This is a genomic window from Pseudotenacibaculum sp. MALMAid0570, from assembly GCF_040151415.1.
In the GTDB taxonomy this organism is placed as follows: Bacteria; Bacteroidota; Bacteroidia; order Flavobacteriales; family Flavobacteriaceae; genus Polaribacter.
On the sequence record NZ_JBDKWF010000046.1, the window covers coordinates 78,479 to 105,055 of the forward strand.

Genomic DNA, 26,577 nt, shown 5'->3' on the forward strand with positions numbered 1-26,577 from the left:
CTACAACACTTTAAGGGTTGTCAAATATATTGTTTTTATATTAATAAACCTATGTTACTTATAATTTAACAACACCCTTTAAACAGAAAAAACAAGGGTTTATTGTGTTGCTATTTTATTTTATCTATTTGTAATTCTTTAGCAGAAAACAGCTTGTAGTGGTCTTATAAAAACAAAAACCTAGAGCAAAAATGCTCTAGGTTTGTCTTATTTGAATTTTCTTTATTGCTTCTCTAATAAAATTCCATACTCCCCACCATATACGTTAGGGCCATTGGTTCTAAAGAAATTTAAAGAAATTGTTTTGTTACAAGTATTAAATGTATTGTTAGGTTGATCTGAACTTAACATATACGTGTATAAAGGACCTGTACTAGCAAATGTTGCAAACACAGCTCCAAACTCTATACTTCTATGAGTTACAAGTGGTGTAGTTGGGTTAGAATAATCTAACTCAATTACTCCTTGTCTACCAGAAGCGTAAAGATTTGTTATTAACAATGTATTAGGTGCAGGACCTGCAGAAATAGTTGCATTTCCTGTTAATGTTTCATTACCAAAATCATTGAATGATCTGTATTGTGTATATGTTCCGTAAAAATCTGCAATTACTAATGGGCAGAATCTCTCTAATGTAAGTGTATAAGTAGCATTTTCTTGGAAAGAAGATCCACCGCTAACACCTGTCATATTTAATACTAAGTCTACAGAACCACTGCTAGGAAGATTTGCATAGTTTCCTATCACGCTTCCTGTTCCTGTATATTCTCCAGCTGGAATTACAATATCGTTAATTGTGTATTGGTTGCTAGTTGCTGTAGAAGATGCGTCTACTTCTAAAGTAACTGTTCTGTCTGAAGTAGATACCGTAGTAACGTGTACTACAAGTTCTTGGGAAGTTACACCTGTAGGTTCTACTGGAAGAGTAGAAGACGTATTTACAAACCTCAACATAGTTTGACCGTTCACATTGTCAAATATTGGATTTGTATTCTCCTCACAGCTTTGAAGGGAAATAATCCCTACAAGTAGTAGTGCGCTAAAAATAATTTTTTTCATTGTGTTTTGATTTTGAGTTGATAAATATAATTAAATTATGCGTTAAATACTTAAAATATGTTAAATAGCTGCAATATTGTTTCGGTTAACACATAATTACGCTATTCATAGGTAACAGTTAAGTTTTAATTTACCCTACCCTAGTTTTTAATTTTTTTAAAAAAATTTATACTCATTGAAAAAAACCACTCCTTTTACAGAGTGGTTCTATTACATTTAGCACTTAGTTTTTGTAAGTGCTAATTTGGGATATTACTACAAAAACAAACATAAATACAAAAAGCGAGAACACTCGCTTTTTATTTTGATTTAAATAAATCTGTATTCCAAAAATTAGGATTAATTTCTATAGATTCAGATTTAAAAAAATCAAGAGATAAAAGAATTGAAAAATATTGTTTTCTAGCTTCAAAAATATCATTCGAGTCAAAATAAGTTATTTTTTTCTTCTTTAAAACCCATTTATTCTCGTTTTTAATTCCTATGACTAAAAACCCCATCATATTGGGTACCTCTCCGAAAGAGTTAGAAAGAATTTCTACATTCATCTTTTCTTTTTTATTGATTAAATCCTTAAAACTCATTCCTTCCGTATCAATAATAAAGAAACTTATAAACTTATTTTTTTCACTATTCAATATCCCTTGGTAAAAGTTTTTAATGGGTAAAGACTGATCTTTTTCTTGTAAAACTTCGGGAATTAAATTATCTGAGGGTATTAAATAATAATCATTCAAAAGCACTTCATTTCTAGAAATGAATAGATTCTTTTTTTTCTGAACAGAAGAGTTATTCTCATAAATGGTTTTTATTACCTCTGGAAGAGCCGAAGCAAGAGAATTACTTATAGTGCATTCTATAGTCCCTGTCTCACAGGCAAATTCAAACCCAGGGTTTTTATCATCTCCAATAAATTTTTTGGAAAGAACTATTTCATTTTTTTTCTTGTCAAACAATTGAATAGTTATCCTACACCTTTTCCCTTCCTCACTTTGTAATAATTCTACTTCAGAAAAATTGAGCACATAATGAGAATCATGTTTTATTGAAACCAAATTGAGACTCTTAGTATCATTATAAGGCACTTTATCAGTAACCGCATAAATCATTAAGTTTTCAAAATCAGGAAATAGTTTAAATTGTAAAAATAGCTCAGAAATCGAAGATAAATTAGAAAAATAATCAGCTTCCTTCATAAAAGCTAACTTTTTAAGTTCCATTATTCTTATGTTCTCTTCTTCATCTTTAAACTCTTTTTCTACAGACTTTTCTCTTTCTTTCCAATCAACATTCTTCAATCTTTCTGAAATAGAACTATTTAATGAATCAATCTGTTTTTTAAATACTTCATGTACTATAATTTTATTAGGCTTAAGTATGACTAACACAGGTTCATATTGTTTTTGTGCCCCCACAGAACTAACAGTGAGTAACAAACAAAAAAGCAAACTTGATTTTTTCATAAATACTCAATTTAAAAAACAGCGGTAGTAGAATCTACTACCGCTTTAATATAATTAACAAACATTATTATAGGCGTTTTTAAGCCCTCTAGACATTTTATTTTAACACTTCTTTCAGTTTCCAACTAACGCCATCAAACTTTTCAAACCCTACATAACCAACTTCATTATTCCAGTATAAAAATTTTATTGCATTTTTTACTTCAAAAAAATTATCTGGTGACTCGATTATTGTAATATTCTTAAACTCTTTATATGGCGTTGTAAAGTTTTTTTTTGTCTTTCTAATTAATTTATCATTAAATAGATAATAGCCAGAATAATAAAACTTGGCTGTTTTTATACTCAAACAAAATTTTAATCTACTATCTCTTTTTTTTGTCTTAGCTTGAATTGATAGAATATCCTCCTCAACCTTTTTACTCCATTTTGGATCTTCAGATAATCCTACTACATTTAAAACTTCATAATATTCCTTAACTCCTAACCCATCAGGAAATTGTGACCTTACATCCTTTATATGTATGGAATCCAATTTCCCTTCTGATGATTCAAAAACTAATGTCTGCCCTTTCTTGTAGGGATTCCATTTTTTTTCTTCATCAGACAAAAAAGTCTTGTTTTCGAAGCAGGACATTAAAGTAAACATTAAAGTAAACATTAAAATAAACTTAGTTTTCATTTTAAGAAATTTGATTATTTATTACTATCATCTCGCAAAGTACCATCTTCATTTATGATTTTTTGCTCAACTAAATATGCATAGAGTTTAGGGTGAGCTTTTTTCAATTCTTCAGCAGTATATGTATGAATACCATGACTTCCTAAATTGTCTTCATTCCCCTCAGGCATTTCATAAAAAAGTGCATCTTCAATTACCTTCATTTTTGATTTATAAAATCCTTTTGATGAAACCCTATCGCTTCTTCTAGAGAATTGATATACATCGACTTCAGGTACTGATTGAGTTTGATTTGGCTGATGAGGAGCGAATAAAAATACTCGAATCAAATGTGGTGGCACACCAGCAAGTAGTAATCCTCTTGCCATACCCATGGCATGAGCACCCCCATGACTATGACCAACTAATTTAATCAACTCTCCTTTTTCCAAGGTAATTTCACCATCCATTATTTTTTTACCTAAAATTTTCCCTTCTCTTAAACCTCTCTGAAACCTATCTGTCCCAGTAGATTTAGGCATAAACATTCCGTCTACATATAAAGCATCTTCTCCTTTATTTCTAAAATTAATATCAAAACCACCCCAATACGTATATGTATCTGTTTTATAAAATCTTTCGGTATGATTCCAAGGCTTCTGTGGGTCAGGGCCTCCGAAAAGCTTTTGTTTTGCTTTAAGTTTCAAATATTTTGCATAAGCACTAGTTCTAAATCCATTTACGTAAACTACTAGCCTGCCATCAGGATCTAATACATTGAGTGGAGAGTTTAAAGCATAGTTATATGGAGATAAATCATCATAAATTTCAGAATATGGATCAACTCCATTCCAACGCCCTATAGATGGGTCATACAATCTCCATCCATAATCATATAAATTCAACCCAAGCTCGTCATTAAATTCAAATCCATTATACTTAAACTTCTGCGCCACCGAGTTTCCATTACTTGAAACCACGTTATTATACCCTTTATGTTTCAAGCCAAATGGATAGTAATTGGATTCTTCTATGATTTCTGTACTCTCATCTATATCACCAGAATTGTCTGTATCTGCATAGGTGAGTCTTACATTCCCTAAATGGTCTTTGTATTGGTATACATAAGATATCTCGACTGCGCTCGATATGACATCTACTTTTGCATAGCCCTCTGCATGGTTAAAGAATTGGAGATCGGGAGATTCTCCTTCTGCAGCTTCGTATATAAAGTTTCCAGCATAATAGGTAAAGAAAGGGTCTTCTGAAGGAGTCTCCACTTCTTTTCTTTGCTTTACACCACTAGCATCGTACACATATCCAATGTGTCCTCCATTACTAAATGTTATACTTACTGGTAAGTTCAAATGGTTATAACTAATGCTAGTTATCCCTTTGTTTAAATCATAGGTCATGTTTCCATTAGAGTCATATGCAAAATCACTTACGTATCCAGCATTGGTTCCATCTTTGAATCCAAAATCTTTATTGGCTGAATCAGTAACATCATAAAGTTTGTTCCCAGAATCGTATGTATAACTTAAATTGTCCATAGCTCCAAATAAGGTAGCATTTGAATTTAAATGCCCTTGTCTTTGCAAGTTAAGAATGTTTCCGTTCTTATCATAGCTTACGGATGTTAAATTGTAATTACCCGTATTGTCTATACCGCTCGTAATTCTATTTAAAGCATCGTAACTATAGGTATAGGTTTTGGTACTACTATCTGTATTGGCAGTATTCCAACTAGTTTGTGCAATGTTTCCGTTAAACAATGCTGTTCCGCTTGTTGGATTGTTATAACGCAAAGTAAAGTTAAACAGATCGTTATCGTTTTGTGTGTCTTGGTTAATATTGGTTAACCATCCTCTTACATTATAGTTATAATCTACATTTTGTAATCCTTTGCTGTTGTCTACAATGTGCAGGTTTTTAATTTGAACACCATTACTTGCTATACTTATATCTCCTAATAAACTTCCAGAAGAATTGCTGGTTGAGATATAAAAAATTTCTCCATTCTTTTTATAGAAAATTTTGTTTCCTATTCGTTCTAATCGGAGTATATCACCAGTATCGTAGGTACCAAAAAGTCCTTTATCTGCACCACTTTCATAAACCTTTAAGTCTCCGGCTCTTGCATAAATGGCAAAATCTAATGTTGAATAGTGAGCATCTATATTAGAAGAAGATAATCCTACCATATAATAATTATTGGTAGTTATTACTTCATATTCTAAATAACCATCTCTAGAAAAATTCCCTAAAGTAGCTAGGCCATTATTCCAACTACTTCCACTACCGCCATTTTTAGTAATCACATTATCAGTAATACTTATACCATTAGTAACATCTTTAAACCCTGCTTGGGTACCATTTCCAGTGAGTTTGCTTTTAAGTTGTCCCAAATCATCATAGTTATTTCTTACCAATCGCTCAGGAAATTGATTGTTTACTTTTTGCGTTTGGCTAATCAATCGATCTTGATGATCATACTCAAACACATCAACTGTTACAATATCTGCTTTTCCTGTCTTTTTATGTGTTGTTTTGGTTTCCAACACTTTACCTGTAAAGTCTAATTTGCTTTCTATAATATCTGTGGTTTGTAGATAATCGTTGTAACTATACACATATACAGGTCTTGCTAGTTCATCGTAATAGGTAAGTGTAGTAATCCAATTAGCATTCTCTAAAACTCGTACTTTACTTACCGTAGCCATTCCTTTTGTATTGGTAGTAATAGGTTGATCATATACAGTTGTTGGTGCTGTAAATCCAGAAGGGAGATCTGTATACGAATCATAATAATTTACTGTATGTACTATTAAATTATTTGCATCTGTTGGATACATTTTATTAGTATACTTCATTACGGCTCCTCCCAATGATATTTGTGTAGTCGTTCTATCTTCATACATATTTTGCGGAAGATCATCTTCAAACAACGGTTGCATCGTTAAACGAGTTCTACCATTGTGAAATATTCCTGTATAGACAACTCTTCCCATAGCATCATACTTCGTAAACAACCAATCTTGCGTAGTTCTTAGATTGGCATCTTGTGTTAGCACTGGTCTATCTAACTTATCGTAAACAATATATTCCCATCCTTTACCAGGAATCTTCTTTTCTACCAAACGGTTTCTTTGGTCATACTTATACTGATAGCACAATTCATCTAAAACAGTTGAATTGATTGTTTGATCTGCTGCTTTAGGAGGCAATACATAGGTTAAGTTTCCATAATCGTCATACACGTAATAAGTATCATGTGCCTGACTGTTGTTATAGGTTCTTTTCAATACCACCTGACCTTGTTTGTTCTTAAACTCTTCAGTCGTTTTGTTTAATGCATCTGAGACGTTCCAGTTTTCATCTTTGGTAATGGTTTTGGTGAGTTCTCCAACTCCGTAATATCCGCTTTGCGAAATGCTAGGAGTATAGGTATTATCAGCAAAAGTAAGACTTACTAGAAAGTTTTTCACCTCATTTGTTGTATTGCTATCGTGTTCAAAACGAATGCTATGACCGTCTGAGTATCCTTTTCCTGCAATAGTATTGTTTCCTATTTTCCAATCTTCTCCTGGCGCAGTTTGTTCCAAGATTCTTCCCAGTGGAGAACTTTCCAGCATTTTCTCAGAATACGAATTTACGTCTACCGTATTAATTACTCCAGCAAAATCACTACTGTAATTATCTTGGTAATAAGCTTGAGTTTTCAATCCTGCATGGCTATTAATTCTTCCATCTGAAAATCCTGAAGCATAGGGTAAAAACTCTTTAGTTTGACGTCCAAGATTGTCATACTCAACATGTGTTACAATATCTTTGGACTCTACAAGAGTATTATCAATCACATTAGCGTTATTAATAATATCACTCAATGTATCTTCTGTTCCATCAATTTTTTGTACTACTGGGCTCCAGAAATACTGACGTGTACTTGTATTTGTTGCATGAAACAAATAGCTACGAAACCTGTTAATCACAACAGTATCTGTCCATTTAAACTCTGTCGCATCCAAAACCTTATTTCCTTGTGTGTCATAAACACCTGAGATACCCGCATCTCCTCCTGTATAACCTGCTGGATGGATATAACCCACCATTAAATACCACGTATCGATTTGTGGTAGATCGCCTAACCAAAAATATGGGTTTGGATTACTAGTCCCATCTAGATTAAAAACGGTGATTGGCCCATGACAGGTAAGACCATCTGTTAGATTTCCTGTCTTTTTAACCCAAACCGTATAACGATAGGCTTTGGTACGGTCAATTGTAAAATCATCAGTATTCCATCCTCCATCTGCTCCTGTTGCAGCATCGTTTACACATTCCCAAATCAGATCCGTATCTCCAAAAGGTGTGGTTCCGTTTATAATTTGATTCTCAGAACTGCTTCCATTGAGATTATAAAAACTTGACTGATTCGCATTTCCTGCACTCCAATCATAAGGTAATTGGTTGTTTCCATAGCTATTTTTCCCACCCTTAACCAGTACTGACTGTTTGGCTCTACCGAGTCCATCCAAGTACTGGATGGCCGTTGCCACACTATCAGGATTTTGAGTACTTAAAGAGGTCTGAGACCTCACTTTGTAAGTCTTACTTACCACATGATTTTCTGTAGTTGTTTGGCCAATTAGTGCCATCGGTAGCATTGCTACTGCAAAAGCTACCATTTGTTTTATCTTTTGTATCATAGCTTCTTAATTTTTGTAATTGTATTGGTTCTCACTCACAATATGTCCGTCTTTGTCTTTTACCAATTTCAATCGGTTAAAGGCATCGTATTCGTAGTACACAACATTACCTCTAGGATCGGTCATACTGGTAACTCCTACTAAAGGATCATACGTAATAGTGGTAATCATAGCATTGGGTAAAGCCGTTCGTAAATTATTGAGCGCAGAGCGTAAAGCCCCTTCATTTCCAACAGTTCCTTGTGTTCTATCATCATCCGAATTGGATAATGTTTGAATATTGGCCACATATGATGATACTTGTGCATAGGTTGCATTTTCGATTTTAGCAACTGGCATGGTTTCATTATATCCCCAGATATATACTACATGGGTTCCATCTTTTTTACTTACCTCTTGAATATTTCCATTGCTGTAATAGCTATGATAGATGATTCTATCTTCTAAATCAGCCAATGCGTTTAGTTCACCTTTATTGGTTTGAATTTTAGATGGTAATGCCAAATTATCATTGGTAAAAATATTACGAATACTAGACAACAATTCCAACGTGCTACCTACTTTTTTGTAAGTTAAAGCTAAGACTGGTGTTGTAATTTTATTCTGTGCATTTAAGAATCCATAACTAGAATCTGTTACTAAGAACGTACTGTTATTTACATCAGTAAATGTTGGCAATTGATCTGATGAATAGTATGTTTCAGAAACTACTTCCTCCCCATTACTTTTGGTTAATGTAGTTTTGCTAGGCAAATAATTACTATTGTATTCGTAAGTCTCAGTTTGCTGATTTACTATAGTATTTCCTCCTTCTGTAAAATATTGTTTTGAAACTTTTTGTTGTAACTGATATTTTCCAAAAATATGCGAATAGAAATTATAATACACAGGAGCCGTATTATTAATTGTAATACAATTGTCATAGGCTCCAGGATCAGCACCTTGTGCATTTCCCATAAACTCTCTTCCTGAAGTTGGAAAATGAGCAATGTAATCATCAATATCCCCATAATACTGTAAGTAAGCACAATTTTGATCGTAAATAAACAGCGATTCTGCTTTGTCTATAATAGTTTCTGGATAGTAACTAAAAGTAGTCTCTGCAAGCAATGTGTCTTCGCTATTAAACACTTCTTGTTTGGTAATAGCGCCATGCATATGAGTTCTTGATTTTTCAGGTAAGAACGGATATCCGTAATTCACTCCATAGGTTGGGAAATCTGAAGGTGATGTATATTCAAATACACTAGAGCCATTTCCTGTTTCTGAAACAATTACTCTATCATAACCTACACTAGCCCCATTAGTCATGGTATGATACACACTGTTCATGTGTTCTCTTACTTTGTAGGTAATTGTCATCACAACTCCGTTGGTTGTGAGAACTCCTTGTTGTCCATTACCTGGTCCCTCTAGTGCCAATACACAATTTTTGGTGTAGGAATACTCTTTTATATTGGTAAAGAACCCATCAATTACACCACTTGATTCTATAGGATTAGAGTTTGGAATATTCTCGTTTCCTGTAGACTTATACGCAAAGTTAATTTGCTTAGAAGGAATAGTTGCTGTAGCATTATCTAAAAACTTAATGTTTTTAATTCTGATTCCTCCCCCATAAATACGTTTGTCAAAATTAGTTTGATAATTCTTGTAATAAATATCAGCATCAACATTTAAAACAGGGTTTGGGCCTGGAATGGTTAATGAAAATAAATTCATTGTATAGTTTCCTGCAGGAATAGTAAAAATTGCCTCTTTGCCAATAGCAATATTATTCACATAAGGATTACTTGACTGACCACTAGTTTCTATTCTAATTGATGCATTTTCAGCATCAGTAGAATCACCACTCACAAATGTAGAACTCACATAGATTTCTTGCTCTTCATCAATCGTAAAATTGATAGTTGTTGTAGAGTAACCGTTTGATGCATTCTGATTATTAAAACTATCATTTGCGTTTTTTAAAATCCAGTTTTCAGGATTGTATTTTTTAATTTCTGCATCTGTAAACGCTCTAGATCCCATATGAGCAAACTCATGTGGCTCATAGGTAAACTCTTTAACTCCTCCTGTAGGGTAATGCATACGTTTTAGCACTCCTACCATAACATCATCTTTATCACTGGTATAAGTTGTTTGATGCACAGGATTAACATTAGATTCGTCAGGTTTGTAGTAGCCCCAAAGATCTTTTTCTAAACTTCCAAATTCTGGTAATAATTCTTTTCTATCATATTCTAAAGTATAATTTAAAATATCTGTCAAAGAAAATTTCTCTTGGTAGGATGTTAAAAAGGTTTTGTTATTTGCTGTAGTTGTGTAATTAAAAACAACTTCTTTAATTACATTATCAAAAGCATCTTCCATTTTTACAGAGCTCAGTAACTTACCACTTGAAGTATATTCTGGGTGATTTCCAGCACTAAGAGTAAAAATGAGTTCTGACCCATCATGAAAAACAATTGTACTGAGTTTCTTTGTGTCAATAGTTAAATTGGTAATAGATTTCGACCATTTTGGTAAAGCTATTGAATTGTTGTAGTTGATAATCGGTAATCGATCATCATTTACTCCTGCATCATGGAATAAAGCGTCTAGCGATGGAGTAATTCCGGCCATTACATCTGTAGAAATGTTCGTATAGCTTTGCAATATATTTTCTTTAATTGATTGAGGAGCTGTAAACACTTCTTGTACGTTTGCATAGTTGAATGTAGCCAACACAAGATTGTTTACATTCTTAACTTCTTTTATTTTCCATGCAGATGTATACTGGTTTTCACTAAATGACAAATTAGTTCCTTGAATTGTAACATTATTGATGGTCTTTGTGGCAGTAGCTGTTTGTGAAGTACTCTGTTCAGTTTCAGAAAGTATATACTTCAATCCGTTAGTATCTTGTATCTCAAAAGAACTAATCACAAAAGTTGTACTATTGTAATTCAAGGTGACTTTCAGATTGCTGTCATTTGATAGCATTTTTGGTTCTAAAAGTGTCCCGTTCTTTACGATAACAAATCTGGCAGATGCGCCAAATAAGCTCACTTGATAAATGTCTAAGTCATTGTCGTAATCACCATCAATTTTTGAACTTCCTTTATTACTGGCATTCCAAAGATAGGTTTGAATCGGTCTAACGGTTTCATTTGCCAAGTAATCTATCTGGCCATTCTGAAGAAAGTTCCAAGACAAATCAAAGTATCCATTATGGTATATTCCTTTTAGTTTATTGCCGTCGTTATCTATATAATCGGCTTCATCAGCAATATCCATTACTGTTCTAGAAACTACAGCTTCTCCTGAAATAGACCAACCATTTCCTAACCAACCTGAACGTTCATCTACCCGAATTCCTGAAGGGTTGTAAGATAAGGTTAGCGGCAATGAAAATCCGCTCACAGTTTGTTTTTGAAATAGTGGAATTGAAACATTGGGTTGACCTGTATAATTACTCACAGGAACCTCTTCAAATTTCATCAAGCCTGCCACCGTTGGTGAAGGTGGAATGACTTCTGGCAGCTCAAGATCATTACTTTGAGCATAAATTGTGGTAGCCGCATACAGCAGCACACCCATTAAAATGGTTTTTTTCATACATGTAAATTTTTGGTTAGCAATTTGTTTTGCTAGCAATTTTTTAATTTCATAGCGATGTAAAAATTGTAAAGCTTTCTCTTTTTTGACTTCTATATTTTTACATCTTTTTAATGCTTCTCTAGCTTATTACCGTACTTAATTTAAACATTGGTAAATACATAGCTATAAGCACAATAGCAACAATAGCTCCTAACACCAAAACGATGATAGGTTCTATAGTAGAGCTGATCATTTTAGACTTATACTCAATCTCCTGATTGTATTGTTCTGTAATTCTTTTAAAAATGGTTTCGTTCTGATTGGTTTCTTCGGCTACTTTGATCAATGAGCTCATTTTTTTATCAAAAATGGGAATGTCTTCTATGCTCTCATGAAAACTTTTCCCTAATAAGATATCTTTTTCTACTTTTTCTAATCCTACTTGCAATGGATAATAATCAATCATTTTTTTTGTGAGTTGAATTCCATTCAGCAAAGGAACTTTAGCACTTGTTAGCAAATTAATTGCTTGGGTGAATTGTGCAATTCTCACTTTTCTAATAAACTCTCCTACAAAAGGTATTCTAAGCCAAAAAGCTGACACCATCTTCTTATACCAAACCTTTTTTCTAGAGATTCTAAAAAAGACAAGCAAGCCAATCAGAAACAGAAACCCTAAAAGAAAATAGCGTTCGAAAGCAGCTGATGCTGCTATAATAGCTTTGGTAAGCGCTGGTAGTTCCGTATTATTTTGCTTGAAAATATTTTCAAACATAGGCACCACAAACTTCAACATAAACGCAATAGCTGCAAAAGCAGTAATCATTACGATAATTGGATATGATAAAGCGCCAACAATGGTTCTACGTTGCTGATTTTTTCGCAAGTAGAATGCGCCTAATTCGCTAAAAACACTATCCAATGTTCCTGTTCTCTCTCCAATTTCTATGGAATGGAATTCATAGTCTGTAAATACTTTTTGTTTTTTAATAGCTTCAGAAAAATTCTTACCACTAACAATCTCATCTTGCAAGTCTTGAAATAACTTTTTATCGTTTGCTTTTTTCTGCTCATGCATCATTAATTGTAAAGCATCTTTTAGGGTAAGACCTGCTTGTAAAAGCACATTTAATTCAACGTAAAAAGCTTCTTTCTTTTTGTTATTAAAAGCTGATCCAAATAAAGTAATCTCTTTCTTTAAAACGCTGTCTATATCAAAAGATCGTTGTGATTTTTGATGTTCTTTTGCTTGTATGTTTTCTAACTGAAATGCCATTACTAATTGATATAAAATGATGCGTCTTTTCTTTGATATACAAAAAACCGTTGTTGCGAATACGTGCTTGCAAACAGTATTTCTATCGCATCAACCTTTCCTGATGTAACTTTATTCCCATCCAAATAGAACTCTATTTTTTCTACTGATAAATCTATTGTGTCCTTAACTCTTACAATACTTTTTGATGCAAACTTGTAGTTTGTAACTTCTTCTGAATTCGTAAAAACAACAACCATGTTTTGTTTATCGAAACTTGCGGTACTCTTAGAAAAATCCATAGCCAACAATCGCTCTAATTGAATGATTCTTTGTTGTTTTTCAAACGTTTTTGTTACCGTACGAACTTGATTTTGCACATTTCCCAAGGCTAAAAAAGATAGCGTGACAACAATACTGGAGATGACCAAAACCACCAACAGTTCACTCAAGGTAAAAGCTTGTATTTTTTTATTTGTTTTCAAGAATTCTTTTTGTTCTTATTTTTTTGTTTTGTTGATTTTCTGCTCTAAAAACAACATAACTCAGCGTTCCTTCTTTCTCTTTCTTCATACGAATATTCCATTGATTAAAGTCTTTTGCATTAGGAATTGTAAGCTTATTATGCTCGTATAAATAAACCAACTTGTTTAATTCGCTATCTATTTCATTTGTACTACTTTTCACAGTATTCTCTAAAACATTACTTGTAGTTAGCATGGCTATTCCGAAAACAATAATAATAACTACAGTTGCAATTAAAGTTTCTACCAAAGAAGAACCTTTTACTTTTTTCAAATTCACCGTCTTCATTCTATCCATCTTGCTACTTTTAACGTTATATTTCCTATAAGCAAACCACTATAATGTTCTGAAATGTTCTTGGCATCAATTTGTCCGTTGTAGATGTGATTCAAATAAATGCCTCCTGCTTCTTTTGTAATAAAGTTGTTGGTATATACAAAACCATCAACCTTTCCTCGTAAGTCAAGATTTAAATTGCAATAAACCTCTCCCGTAATTTTAGCCCCGCTTTCAACAAAAACTTGAGTCTTATAATTACTTGCTTTCTTTTGAGCACAATACACAACACTTCCTCTTATATGAGCTAACTCCTGAATTTGAATTCTGGCTTCTTCATATGTTGGTTTTTCTTGTTCAGAATTGTCCAACAAAACAATACTAGAAGGATATAATAATTCCGCTTTATTTTTTATCAAAACTTTTTGTGTTGCGAATATTTGAAAACTTCCTTTTACGCCAGATTCTACAATAACTTCTGGAGCCATCAAAATAACATTCTGAAGATTTGCTGAAGAGTGTACACGAATTTTTGTAGCCGAAACCACTACCAGATTTCCTTGTAAACTTAAGTTCTGTAAATCCAAATTCACAGGAGTTTCAAACAACAAAATTTCCTCTGTAAAAGCTTGCTTTAACAACATTCCTTCTTGAATATCAAAAGATTTCATATCATCAAAAAAAACACCTTGAACAAATTGTTTTAGATATTCTATTGTATGAATCTCTGGTAGTTTTCCTGCATTGTAACCTATGGTTCCGTAGACTAATTCATTCCCATAATATGAGACTCCAGCTATATTCCCTGTTTTTACTCCTCTCTTAGGAAGTATAACATCGCCCACAATTTTAGCATTCCCAACTAAAACTAAAGATTGATTGTTCTCTTGAAGATATAATGCTTCTCTCTTGCTATTTTTATTTCCTAAGAGTGCAACTTTTTGTGAGGTTTCATTTTTTATGGTAGACTGAACGATTCCCAAATCATAAGCTCCCCAGTGTTTTCTAGTGATGTAAGTTTTTTCATTTTTGTGTTCGGTAAATTTAAATTCCGTGAGTTCATCATAAGGAATTTCAGCTTGATTTAAATAATCGAATGCCAAATATGAAGATTGTATGGTTTCTTTATAAACCTCAGATTTTAATCGAACTTTTTGCTGCAAAAACACTAGTGAAATAAATGCAAACAACACAATGATGACGATTACCGACATCACCAGTACATACTGAATGGCTCCTGCTTTTATTTTTCGAATTATTTTCATTGCAACAATAAATACTTCTTTGTTTCTCCTTGATATTTAAGTGTTATTTCTCTTTCATTGGCTTTAACCAAAGTGATTCCTTTCATAGTTTGTTTCAATTGAAATACTTCTTGAACACCATTAATTGAAATAATGTAGGATTTTGTACTACCATTAATTGATCCGTTATACAGAATTTTTGGAAAAATTACTTTGGGTTTAGAGGATGTTATTTTCTTTTTTACCGGATTTTTCTTTCTATAAATCTTACCTAAAAAAGGATCTCTGTAATCTGGTTGAATTGTGTAATTAACTGCTTGTTTCTTTTCTTGTTGGTATGGCTTTACAACCTGATTGGTTGTTATTACTGGGTCATTTATTTTATAGCGAGTAAAGAACTGATAGCCAATAGCTCCCCAGACCAAAGCCACCGCAAACAACAACAAATATGTTTTCTGATTCTTATTCATAGCTAGCTTACTAATAACGGATATATTTCATCTATAGAGGTAACTCCTTGAGCTACCAAATTCAATGCATTGGATTGTAACGTTGGAACATTATTCTTTAAAAGATAGTTTGTAACATCCAACTCTTTCTCTTGTATTTTTTCTACCAATTCTTTATGAATTGGAATGATCTCATAAATTGCTTTTCTTCCTTTATAACCTGTTTGATAACAATGCGAGCAACCCACAGCTTTGTGATGTTTAGTAAATGTTTCTGGCAATGAATATCCTTTTGGCAACATTTCTAACTCTATCGTTTCTTCTGTTTTACAATGATTGCATAGCTTTCTTACTAACCTTTGGGCAACACTCACATTCAATGTACTTGCAATTAAGAAAGGAGGAATTCCCATATCAATCAAACGTGAGATGGTAGCCCAAGCAGAATTTGTATGTATGGTAGACAAGACTAAATGTCCTGTAAGTGCAGCTCTTATGGCCATGTTAGCCGTAGCTACATCACGTATTTCTCCTACCATGATAATGTCTGGGTCTTGACGTAAAAACGTACGTAAGGTGCTGGCAAAATCCAACCCAATATTCTCTCGTAATTGAACTTGATTAACTCCTTCTAAAGTATACTCAATTGGATCTTCAATCGTTAAAATGTTGGTATCTTGTTTGTTGAGCAATTTTAAAGTTGCATACAAAGTTGTAGTTTTTCCAGAGCCTGTAGGTCCAGATATCAAAACAATTCCATTGGGTTTTCGAACCGAATTCTTATAAATTTCTAGCTCGTTTTCTGTAAATCCTAAATTCTCTAACTGAACCGTTAAGTTGTTTTTCGAAAGAATCCTCAAAACCAACTTTTCGCCATGAAGTGTGGGCAACGATGACACACGAATATCAAAATCTTCAACTTCTGTAGACAAGTTGATTCTACCGTCTTGAGGCAATCTTTTTTCTGAAATATCTAACCCAGACATGATTTTGATTCTGTTGATGATTTTTGGATAATCTTCTTGAGAAATCATATACTTTTCAATCAGCCTTCCGTCTATTCGGAAACGAACTCGTTTTTGTTTTTCAAATGCTTCAAAATGAATATCACTACTTCCTATCTCTTTAGCTTCATAAATGATATTTAGCAAAAAATCTTCAGAATAATTTAATGATGTACTAGAAAAATCTCGTTCTCTTTTTCTATAATTTTGCTGCAAACAAACATCTATTTCTTCTTTAGATTCTTGTTCTAAGACAACGGGTTTTCCTAATACAATTTGTAACTCGGAAAGCAAATCATCAAGTGCTTTATGATCGGTTTTAAAATATACTTTCCCCTCAGCTTCCTGATACGGAATTACTCTGTAATGATAAGCTTGATCTGAGCTTACCAATTGTAAAATATGAGTGGGAATATTTATTAATTTTTCTTTCATATCAAAAAGCGTATAAGTTTGTTACTTGAAACAATTCGTTAGTTCCTATTATCAAGCCCAAGAACAATGCTTGCAAACCTGCTAAGGGAATTAAGTTTTTCAATTGCTTTTGAAAAACTACCGAAACAACAAATGAGAAAATGAGTGATGCAGAAAACAATACCAAAAAGCTAGCTGTAGGAAAACTGATGGCCATGCATAGGAAGAACAATAAATCCCCAAGTCCAAATGCTTCAAACAAGGCTATTTTTAGCTTCAGTTTTGTATACACAAATAATACAAATATGACCAAAAGAACTACTGCAAGGTTTAGCAATGTGGTTAAGAAGAATACTTCTAATAATTGCTGTTTTCCATGTAAAAATCCACCAAGTACTGATACAGACAGCAAGACAAGAAGTGTTACTTTTCGGTCTTTTATATCTTCATAAAAGATCCAGAAAAGCAAAGCAATCATTAAAATGTTCATAGCTACATTCATTTGCTTAGTTTTTGTAAGATAATCTTACAGATCAATTCATTTTTTCTTGTTTTAGGGTTCTTTTTTGTAGCAAAACTTACCGAAGCAAATTTTCCAAGTCTCTGTTTTTCTAAATCGCTAGAGAAGAACATCAGGTTTCTAAAATCTCCTTGAACTTCTATCATATAACTTACTGTAGAAGCTTCCTCAGAAATGTATTGATGAAATTGTTCAAACAGTACAATTTTCACTTTATGTTCTCTTCTAATTCTGTCTATTTTTTGAAGTAGATTTTGCTCAAAAGATTGATCGGCTGAAACATCATTGGATTCTAAAATGGCATTGAGATTCGCATTTTCTACTTGTAAAAACTGAATCCGTTCTGTGGCATTCTCAACTTCTTTCTTTTCGGCCAATTGTTTGTTGATTTGTGCTTTTATTTCAAATGTTTTTTTGAATGAAAACTGGTAAGCCGTTAACAACAAGATTACAAACCCTGCGACCAAAACTCTATTTTTTTGCTTGCTTGTCATTTTGTGTCGGATTTCATTTTAATGATAAAATCGAAAGTGGTTTTTGAATACTTCCCTCTTTCATAATTCACAGCAGAAACCTTTTCTACCCAATCAAGCTCGTTCAATTCAGATAGCCAGTTGGTTAAATCTTGGTTGTCTTTTGAAAGCCCTTTTACAACTATTTGATTTGTAGTAAAGACAATTGGTTTCCCTTCTCTTCCCGGCCTAGCTAAAGGATGATAATTCACCTCTTTAAGTGCTAATGTTTTTGGGACAGTCTTAGCAATCTCATCAAAATACCAAAGCACTTTAGAGTTGCTTACACCTTGAATACTTTCTACTAATTTTTTCTTCTTAGAAACTACACTTGTAAGATTTAATAATTGTTTTTTATAAGTTTCATTTAGCGCTAGTTCTGAGCTGAGTTCTGCAGTTGTAGTATTATAAGAACTGAAAACAAGAAAATTTATCAGTAATGACACAAACAAAAAACCGAGTCCAAACCGAATACCTAATTGAAAAAATCTTCGTTGTTGATATTCTTTCTTTAATGAATATTGATAAGCATCTTCAGCTGTACTCTTGATTCCTGAATAATAGGTCAAAATTCCTGCCAATGGTAACATTTGATTCGAATCAACTACAAGTCCATTAATATCATATGTTTTTGAAGCTTCTCTACTTTTTTGTTGCTGGATTATCTTGTGATCTCTAACTTCAAACAACGTATTGGATGTATGAAAATTAAAATCATTTAAATACGGCAATAAGTTCTGGAAACTACTATTCCCTAAAGAAAAATGAATGACAGAAATTCCTTTTTGAGTATATCCTTTCACAATGTTCTCCACTACTTCTTTTCTACAAATACATACTACTGAAGAAGTTCCATTTTGAGTAACTTCAAAATAAAAATCATTCAAAGCAATGTTAGGAAAAGCTGCTTTTACAACACTTTCTTGAGCAATATGACTAAAGTCAACTTTCTTTGTAAGCACTTGCTCATTGTTAACAATAAGAAACACGTGCTTTTGAGGTTTGATCTTTAGCAACAACTCATTAAATTCTTTGAACTCGCCTTTTTGAGAAACGCTTAATTCTTTCTTCTTTTTTTTCAGTGAAAGAAGGTAATGTATAGAATTGCTAGCATGTTCTACAGCACAAAATTGAGAGCCATATGTAATTTGTTGTTTCATTTTAGTTCTTGAAAATTGTGGGTCTAATTAACACAGATAGCTTCGAGTTTGATGCAGTTCTTACTCGTTTGCTAAACAACCATTTGATAACAGGAACTCTTGCCAAGAAAGGAACTCCTGATCCAGAATCGCTTTTATAATTTACTTCCAATCCTCCTAAGACCACAACATCTTTATCTCTCACTTTTAATGTAGAATTAAATCTTCGTGTGTCTATATTTGGCGGAGCTCCGTCTGCTACTCTAGCGCTATTGCTAAATGAAGATTGCATAACATCTATGCTTAAGGTAATATTTCCATCACCAGAAACAATAGGACGAATCTTAATTGATAAATTGGCATCAATTGGAATAAAATTCACAAACTGTTCATTTTGCGGATTTTGAGTTCCAATAGTTCTCGTTAAGGTTTGGGTATAATACGTTCTTTGTCCGTTGGTTAAAGATGCTTCGTGACCGTTTAGCGCAGATAATACAGGAGTTGATTTGATTTTTAAATCACCATTGGTTTCCATCGCGTGAATCTTTGCATAAAAATTAGGAACTACTCTTCCAATATTTAAGCGGCTGAAACCGTCTAATCCTCCAATAACTCTGTTAATTGTATTGGCGCCAAGGGTAAGATTGGTTCCAGAAAACAACGTTCCTTGATCTGTTGTGGGTGCTTCGCCAATTCCAAGTTCTAAACCTGCTGAAACTGATGCCGATTTACTCACTTCAATAATCATGACTTCAATCATTATACGAGGAATGGGATTGTCTATTTTTTTGATGAACTTTTTAAACTTCTCTATCTCTTGTGCCTCTCCTCTAACGATAAAACTATTCTGTTCTACATCTACTTTAATTTTCAAGTTTTCTGTAACTCCATCAGGAAAAATGCTTTGTAAGGCTTCAGACTCTGAACTAAAATCTGTGGTCGTGATTCCTGTCTGAGAAGTTTGTCCAGTTGTATTTCCTGAAAAACCTGTTCTTCGATTTCCATTTTGATTAAATCCATTACTGAAACTTCCGTTCTGAGAAAATGTATTGTTAATCGGTTGATTATTTAAAAATCCATCTGAACTTTGTAAAGGCTGCATCATCAATTGTACAGATCTGTTCATGAGCTGAACAACTTCTACATTTTTTACCGAAGCCGATTTATCTTCACCAAAGAAATACATTCCGTCTTCTAATTTGTAGGTAAAATTTGTGTCTTCTAGGAGATTATTTAGAAGATCATTAAACGTAATATGATCAGATTTGACAGTTGCTTTTCCCACATTTTTTAGTGGTTTGCTGGTAGCCATATTAACTTTCAAGTCATACGCTATATCGCTAATCACGGTCTCAATAGGCGTATCTACAAAATCTACTTCCAGAATTTTATGAACTGTATCTTTTATTTTAAAAAAGAAGTTTCCTTTTCTCGATCTGTTACCTCTTCGAGCTATTCCTCCTTCTGGGATTTTTTCAAATAAATAAAAGTTGTCATTGGTTTTGGTGACTTGCAATTGATTAGTTAGGGCAATTTTATCTATCGCAGCATCAAAGGGCATGTCTTTGATGTAACTTGAAATTTTTTGATTACCTAATCCCAAAGAAAAAACCACATTCTTTCCTGTTACTTTTGTAATTTTTCTTGTTACCGATGACAAGCTATCTTGTTGAATATCTGCTGTAAATAAATCTTTTTGAAGATTGTAAAAAACGGGGATATCTCTTGAGACATACGGAGCATTGTACTTCTTGATTGCTAAGATATTTCCTAAAACCTCTATGGTTAAACTATGTTCTTTACAAAGGTTTAATAGAATATTCTTTGCTGTTGCATCTTTAAAACTTTGCGAAACAATAATACCTTTTAAGTTCTGATCTAGACTTACATTAATGCTATTAGAAACAGCAATTGCTCTAATAAAATTATTCAATTGAGTCTCTCCTATTGAAAGATCCAAAGGCTTGAATAGACCTGGGATTTCTGTAGATAAACTATCTAAACGAGCTTCTAATTTTTGTATTCTTTGAGAAGTATCTTGTGCATATATCCCAACGGAAAGAAACATTAGCAACGCTAATGAGAACAGTATTCTTTTCATATCAATTATTTTTAGTTTACAGTAAAACTTACTGTAGTGTATTGTGTTTCATATTCTGAATTCATAGCTTTTATTCTCCACTCGTAGTTTCCCGCCTCCAAACTTTTCTCGATTGTATTTGAATTTGTGATAGAATCAAGTAAAATCTGGCTAGCATTTTGAAAATCTGGCTGAGCAATTTGTACTTGATACATCGCTGCTTCATCTACATGTTGCCAAGTGAATGTAATGTTACCCGAAGTAACTTGAGTATTGTTTAGAGGTGCAAGAACAGATACTAATTCGGTTGAAATATCTTCAACAAAAACAGCTTCGCAAGACAACGTAAAACAAACAAAGAGAATGAGATAACTCTTTTTCATATTTCGCAATTTTAATTTTCAATTTTTTGTAAATGTAGCAATTATTTTTATTTTTTACTACTTTTGTTGTCAACGTATCCACGTTTAAAAAAAATTATGTCTATGAAATTGAAAAGAAAAGTTCCGGCTTATAATCTTCAAGAACTCCTTGTTGTCCTAGTAATTATTGGTATTTTAATCTTGATTGCCATGCCCAATTTTATGGGGGTTATCAACAATGCAAAAAGTACTGAAGCTAAATTGAATTTAAAAACAATTCACAGTTTACAGAAAAATCATCGGTATATGTATAACTCTTATACCTTGGATGTGAATAAGATTGATTTTATTGCACCAAAAACTACGAAAGAAGGAGGTACTGCCAACTATACATACCAAATTATTGAGGCTTCTGGAAATTCATTTAAAGCGCAAGCTATTGCCATTAATGATGGCGACGGAGATGGCAACAAAAGTACTTGGGAGATTGACGAAAACGGAATTCCAAAAGAAATCATCAAAGATTAGCACAAAAAAAAGAGCAACCATTTTTGATTGCTCTTCTTAGTAGATGACTCTATTGAAATATCGAACATCAATATTTCACGGCAGCATTTCGTTCAAACCATTACCTCGATTGAATTTTTATCGGAACTATAAGAGTGCGAATATATCCACGATCTCATCAATTTGATCTTCGTCCTCCTGCATAGGATGAAGAGAATCATTTAATACGTGTTCATCAATTGTAATTCCCTCGAATTCAGCATAGGATATTATAAAATCCCTAAATGATTCAAAAACCTGATTATTGAAAAATGTTCTAGTAGAAATTTGTTTAAGAATACGATAAACGATCAAGCCTCCCCAGTAGGTCTCTACAAATATTTCATTTTTACGTACCCTGTAATATTTACCAGCGCCTTTTGGAATTAAAATAAAGTGTTCATTTTGTCTGATCATATTTTGATTTTTTTTAAAAACGTAAAGAAAAAAAATCGCAAAGTCAACCCCCTTAAAAATATAACGTAAAACATTATACTAGTACACAAAATTCTTGCATACCAAATCTCAATTCGCTATGTTTGATTAAACACTTTATTTATGAATCGCATCAAGATTGTGTTAGAGAATAAGGGCATAAGACAAACCTGGTTGGCTGAGAAATTAGGTAAGAGTTTCAATACTGTTAATGGGTATGTCCAAAATCGTCAGCAGCCAAGATTAGAGATTTTGAATGAAATCGCAGAGATCTTGGATGTTGATGTAAAAGAATTAATAGTTAGCAATAAAAAATGAATCAAAATCCAGAACAAATAGCGAGAGATAAGATCGATCAGATGCTGGTTGATGCTGGTTGGTTGGTTCAATCTAAAGATGAAGTAAATCTATCTGCAGGGAAAGGAGTTGCATTAAGAGAGACAAATACAGAATCAGGTTCTGCAGATTACATTCTATTTGTTAATTCTAAGGCGGTTGGTGTTATTGAGGCGAAGGCTGAAGACCTTGGGTTTAAACTATTGCAGGTTGAAGAACAGTCTGTGCGCTATTCAAAAGACGCAATCAAAATAGGAAAATTTACTCTTGAGAGTGAGAAACCTTTTGTATACGAAAGTACGGGAACGGTTACAAGATTTACAGATTACAGAGACCCTAAACCAAGAGGTAGAAATGTCTTTAGTTTTCATAAACCATCTACAATTGAGGGGTGGATTAAAAAAGGAATTTCCTTAAGAGAAAGATTATTGTCACTCCCAAACTTAGACACGACAGGACTGCGTCCAGCGCAAATAGTTGCCATTGAAAATTTAGAGAATTCTTTCAAGAGAAATCGTCCAAAGGCACTTATTCAAATGGCTACTGGTGCAGGAAAAACATTCACCGCCGCAACATTTATCTATCGATTATTAAAACATGTTGATGCCAAACGAATTCTGTTTCTTGTTGACACCAAAAATTTAGGAGAACAAGCTGAACAAGAGTTCATGACATTTCAACCCAATGACGATAATAGAAAGTTCACAGAGTTATATAATGTTCAACGATTGACCTCTAGTTACATCGCGTCTGATAGCCAAGTCTGTATTTCTACCATTCAAAGACTCTATTCAATACTAAAGGGTGAGGAACTAGACGAGAGCGCTGAAACTGAAAATCCTGAGGAAAACACTTGGCTTAAAAATCAATTAACAAAAAAACAAGCTGTCCCTGTCGAGTACACTGAAAAAGTACCGATTGAACAGTTTGATTTTATAGTGATTGATGAGTGCCACAGGTCAATTTATAATCTATGGAAACAGGTCTTAGATTACTTTGATGCATTTCTAATTGGACTAACCGCAACACCAGACAAAAGAACGTTTGGTTTCTTTAATGAAAACGTAGTTAGTCAGTACACCTATGAAGAATCCGTAACTGATGGGGTGAATGTCCCTTATGACGTTTACACTATTGAAACGGAGATCTCCCAAAAGGGAGAGACAATTAAGGCGGGTTGGTATATCGACCGAAGGGATAAGTTAACAAGACAAAAACGTTGGCAACAAGAGGATGAGGATACCGAGTATAAAAAGAATGACTTAGACAAGAAGGTTGTTAACCCTAGTCAGATTAGAAATATCATTAAAGAGTATAAAAGTGCCCTAAGAACTCAAATATATCCTAATCGTTTTGATAAAAATGGTGACTATGAGGTCCCCAAAACACTGGTTTTTGCCAAAACGGATAGTCACGCTGACGATATTATAAAGATCATACGTGAAGAGTTTGATGAAGGAAATGATTTCTGTAAAAAAGTTACTTACAAGATTGATGAGGACCCCAAGTCTGTATTAAATCGATTCAGAAACTCATATTACCCTCGGATTGCAGTAACCGTTGATATGATAGCGACAGGAACTGATGTAAAGCCTCTTGAGGTGTTATTGTTCATGCGTGACGTTAAGAGTGTAAACTACTTTGAACAAATGAAAGGAAGAGGGACTCGCACTATCAACAACGACTCCTTACAAATGGTCTCTCGAACTGCAAAGAGTAAAACCCACTTTGTTATTGTAGATGCAATTGGCGCTACGAAATCAAAGAAAACAGATAGTCGTCCTCTAGAAAGAAAACCCACTGTTCCAATGAAAGATCTCTTGGGTGCTATTTCCATGGGTGTTGCAGACGAAGATTTGTTCTTGTCCCTATCAAATCGATTGATACGACTTGAAAAACAAATTACAGAGAAGGAGAAGGATAAGTTATTAGAATACACAGGAGGTAAAAACCTCAAACAAATTACCAAGGAACTTATCAACGCCTATGATCCTGATGAAATAGAACAAAAATCTCAAGTTGAAATTGAAAAAATTCCGATTGAGAAAAGAACCCCTCAACTAATAGAGAATACTAAGAAAAAAGTACAGGAGGACTTAGTTAGAACCGCTGCAGCAACATTCAATGGAGAACTCAACAACTACATTGAAAACGTAAGAAGAGAACACGAACAAATCATTGATAGTGTAAATATTGACTCAGTAACTAAAAGTGAATGGGATAAATCCTCAATTGAAAATGCAGAAATCATTCTTAATGACTTTAAAGCGTATTTGGAACTCCATAAAGACGAGATCAAAGCATTGAGTATATTCTACAATCAACCTTACAACAGAAGAGAAATCACTTTCAATATGATTAAGGAAGTAATGGACAAACTCCGTTTAGACAAACCACTACTCTCACCAGTATCGGTATGGAACGCATACGCTACAGTTGAAGAAGTGAAAAGTGAATGTCCAAAAGATGAACTCACTGCACTGGTTTCTTTGATCCGAAGAGTTTGTGGAATTGATGGTGAGCTTACATCCTATGATAAAACGATTGAGACTAATTTTAAGAATTGGATTTTTAAACAAAATGCGGGGCAACATAATCGATTTACCCAAGAACAAATGGATTGGTTGCGTCTTATCAAGGATCACATTGTAAGTAGTTATCATATTGAAATTGATGACTTGGACTATACTCCCTTTGACAGTAAGGGAGGTAGAGGTAAAATGTATCAACTCTTTGGCAACCAAATGAATGAAATTATAAACGAACTTAATGAAGTACTAGCCGCATAATGATTGAAGACTGGGTAAAATGTAGGTTTGAAGACTTGTTGGATTATGAACAGCCAACAAATTATATTGTAAATAGCACTGAGTATGATGACTCATATAAAACTCCTGTATTAACCGCTGGTAAATCTTTTATTAAAGGCTATACCAACGAAAAAGATGGAATTTTTGATAATCTTCCAACTATTATTTTCGATGATTTTACGACTGCGTCACAATTTGTGAACTTCAAGTTTAAAGTCAAATCTTCCGCAATGAAGATTTTAGTCCCAACTAGTGATTTGATTAATATGAAGTTCGTCTATTACGTTATGCAAGTCAATAAGGTTAGGAGCGACACTCATAAGAGGTATTGGATTTCAATCTATTCGAAAAAGGAAATTTTTATCCCCTCTGTCAATGAACAACGTGCCATAGTATCCAAAATAGAAGAACTTTTTTCAGATTTAGATAAAGGGGTGGCTGACCTCAAAAAGGCACAAGATCAATTAAAGGTCTATCGCCAATCAGTATTGAAAAAAGCGTTTGAGGGTGAGTTAACACAAACAACTTTAAACAGGATCCCTATAACAGAAATCGGAGAAATCTTAACTGGAAATACACCAACAAAAAAAGATCCCAATAATTATAATTCTGCTGACTATAATTTTTATAAACCAACAGATTTAGATGCTGGGAATAACGTTATTAGGTCAAATGATTTCTTATCAAAACAAGGTTTTAATAATTCAAGGCAAGTGCCTGCATTCTCCATACTAGTTACATGTATTGGTGCGACAATTGGCAAAACAGGATTAATAAAATTTGAAGGAGGGTTTAATCAACAAATCAATGCAATAGTACCTTTTGAAAATTATATACCTGAATTCATTTACTACCAAGCAATAGGTATTGATTTTCAAACTCAAATTAAAATCAATGCATCTTCAACGACTTTACCAATACTGAACAAAGGGAAGTTTTCAAAACTGAGAATGAATGTGGGTTCAAAAGATGAACAGCAAAGAATTGTTCAAGAAATAGAATCTCGTTTATCCGTTTGCGATAAAGTAGAAGAAAGTATTACCGAAAGCCTAGAAAAAGCCGAGGCGCTGCGCCAAAGTATCCTTAAAAAGGCCTTTGAAGGAAATTTACTCTCAACCCAAGAAATAGAAAAATGTAAAGCTGCGCCAGATTATGAACCAGCAGCGGTTTTACTACAAAAAATAAAAAACTTATAA

The 26,577-nt window shown here is 33.4% G+C and carries 21 protein-coding genes; 4 read left to right on the forward strand and 17 right to left on the reverse strand.

Features of this window, described 5'->3' with window-relative positions:
- Positions 1-222 precede the first annotated feature (222 nt).
- The 16 genes from AAON49_RS05090 to AAON49_RS05165 all read right to left on the reverse strand — a co-directional run bounded on the left by AAON49_RS05090 (position 223) and on the right by AAON49_RS05165 (position 21,275).
- A complete protein-coding gene (locus AAON49_RS05090) occupies positions 223-1,059 on the reverse strand; it encodes a hypothetical protein (protein WP_349553103.1) in 837 nt (278 codons plus the stop codon).
- Positions 1,060-1,358: 299 nt separating this feature from the next.
- Positions 1,359-2,522, reverse strand: a complete 1,164-nt coding sequence (locus AAON49_RS05095; protein WP_349553105.1) for a hypothetical protein — start codon at positions 2,520-2,522, stop codon at positions 1,359-1,361.
- Positions 2,523-2,619: 97 nt separating this feature from the next.
- The gene (locus tag AAON49_RS05100; protein WP_349553107.1) at positions 2,620-3,132 is read right to left on the reverse strand and encodes a hypothetical protein; all 513 of its coding nucleotides are present in this window, start codon (positions 3,130-3,132) and stop codon (positions 2,620-2,622) included.
- Positions 3,133-3,218: 86 nt separating this feature from the next.
- Positions 3,219-7,892, reverse strand: a complete 4,674-nt coding sequence (locus tag AAON49_RS05105; protein WP_349553109.1) for a DUF6443 domain-containing protein — start codon at positions 7,890-7,892, stop codon at positions 3,219-3,221.
- A 6-nt stretch (positions 7,893-7,898) separates the two neighbouring features.
- Complete coding sequence (locus AAON49_RS05110; protein ID WP_349553110.1) at positions 7,899-11,492, reverse strand: RHS repeat protein; 3,594 nt, start codon at positions 11,490-11,492, stop codon at positions 7,899-7,901.
- A 121-nt stretch (positions 11,493-11,613) separates the two neighbouring features.
- A complete protein-coding gene (locus AAON49_RS05115) occupies positions 11,614-12,750 on the reverse strand; it encodes a type II secretion system F family protein (protein ID WP_349553111.1) in 1,137 nt (378 codons plus the stop codon).
- A gap of 2 nt (positions 12,751-12,752) precedes the next feature.
- Entirely contained in the window at positions 12,753-13,214 is a 462-nt protein-coding gene (locus AAON49_RS05120; RefSeq protein WP_349553113.1) for a prepilin-type N-terminal cleavage/methylation domain-containing protein, read from the reverse strand.
- A complete protein-coding gene (locus AAON49_RS05125; protein WP_349553114.1) occupies positions 13,201-13,551 on the reverse strand; it encodes a pilus assembly FimT family protein in 351 nt (116 codons plus the stop codon). Before AAON49_RS05125 ends, AAON49_RS05120 begins: the two co-directional genes overlap by 14 nt.
- The gene (locus AAON49_RS05130; RefSeq protein WP_349553116.1) at positions 13,539-14,795 is read right to left on the reverse strand and encodes a hypothetical protein; all 1,257 of its coding nucleotides are present in this window, start codon (positions 14,793-14,795) and stop codon (positions 13,539-13,541) included. The genes AAON49_RS05125 and AAON49_RS05130 overlap by 13 nt, the downstream gene beginning before the upstream one ends.
- Entirely contained in the window at positions 14,792-15,244 is a 453-nt protein-coding gene (locus AAON49_RS05135; RefSeq protein WP_349553117.1) for a hypothetical protein, read from the reverse strand. Before AAON49_RS05135 ends, AAON49_RS05130 begins: the two co-directional genes overlap by 4 nt.
- Positions 15,245-15,246: 2 nt before the next feature.
- Complete coding sequence (locus AAON49_RS05140; RefSeq protein WP_349553118.1) at positions 15,247-16,662, reverse strand: GspE/PulE family protein; 1,416 nt, start codon at positions 16,660-16,662, stop codon at positions 15,247-15,249.
- Position 16,663: 1 nt separating this feature from the next.
- Positions 16,664-17,143, reverse strand: coding sequence for a hypothetical protein (locus AAON49_RS05145; protein ID WP_349553120.1), 480 nt, complete (start codon positions 17,141-17,143; stop codon positions 16,664-16,666).
- Entirely contained in the window at positions 17,140-17,655 is a 516-nt protein-coding gene (locus AAON49_RS05150) for a hypothetical protein (RefSeq protein WP_349553121.1), read from the reverse strand. Before AAON49_RS05150 ends, AAON49_RS05145 begins: the two co-directional genes overlap by 4 nt.
- Positions 17,652-18,833, reverse strand: coding sequence for a PilN domain-containing protein (locus AAON49_RS05155; RefSeq protein WP_349553122.1), 1,182 nt, complete (start codon positions 18,831-18,833; stop codon positions 17,652-17,654). The genes AAON49_RS05150 and AAON49_RS05155 overlap by 4 nt, the downstream gene beginning before the upstream one ends.
- 1 nt (position 18,834) lies before the next feature.
- Positions 18,835-20,913 (reverse strand): type II secretion system protein GspD, encoded by a 2,079-nt coding sequence (locus tag AAON49_RS05160; RefSeq protein WP_349553124.1) that lies wholly within the window; start codon positions 20,911-20,913, stop codon positions 18,835-18,837.
- An 11-nt stretch (positions 20,914-20,924) separates the two neighbouring features.
- A complete protein-coding gene (locus AAON49_RS05165) occupies positions 20,925-21,275 on the reverse strand; it encodes a hypothetical protein (RefSeq protein WP_349553126.1) in 351 nt (116 codons plus the stop codon).
- A 102-nt stretch (positions 21,276-21,377) separates the two neighbouring features.
- On the opposite strand from AAON49_RS05165, the gene AAON49_RS05170 reads away from it, so the two are divergent.
- A complete protein-coding gene (locus tag AAON49_RS05170; RefSeq protein ID WP_349553127.1) occupies positions 21,378-21,782 on the forward strand; it encodes a prepilin-type N-terminal cleavage/methylation domain-containing protein in 405 nt (134 codons plus the stop codon).
- 126 nt (positions 21,783-21,908) lie between these two features.
- Here AAON49_RS05170 and AAON49_RS05175 read toward each other — a convergent pair whose 3' ends face one another.
- Complete coding sequence (locus AAON49_RS05175) at positions 21,909-22,217, reverse strand: hypothetical protein (RefSeq protein WP_349553128.1); 309 nt, start codon at positions 22,215-22,217, stop codon at positions 21,909-21,911.
- A gap of 141 nt (positions 22,218-22,358) precedes the next feature.
- Here AAON49_RS05175 and AAON49_RS05180 point away from each other — a divergent pair, with 141 nt between their 5' ends.
- The 3 genes from AAON49_RS05180 to AAON49_RS05190 are packed head-to-tail and all read left to right on the forward strand — an operon-like array spanning position 22,359 to position 26,577.
- A complete protein-coding gene (locus tag AAON49_RS05180) occupies positions 22,359-22,553 on the forward strand; it encodes a helix-turn-helix domain-containing protein (protein ID WP_349553129.1) in 195 nt (64 codons plus the stop codon).
- Positions 22,550-25,360: a type I restriction endonuclease subunit R gene (locus AAON49_RS05185; protein ID WP_349553131.1), complete on the forward strand. Its 2,811-nt coding sequence runs from the start codon at positions 22,550-22,552 to the stop codon at positions 25,358-25,360. The genes AAON49_RS05180 and AAON49_RS05185 overlap by 4 nt, the downstream gene beginning before the upstream one ends.
- A complete protein-coding gene (locus AAON49_RS05190) occupies positions 25,360-26,577 on the forward strand; it encodes a restriction endonuclease subunit S (RefSeq protein ID WP_349553132.1) in 1,218 nt (405 codons plus the stop codon). The genes AAON49_RS05185 and AAON49_RS05190 overlap by 1 nt, the downstream gene beginning before the upstream one ends.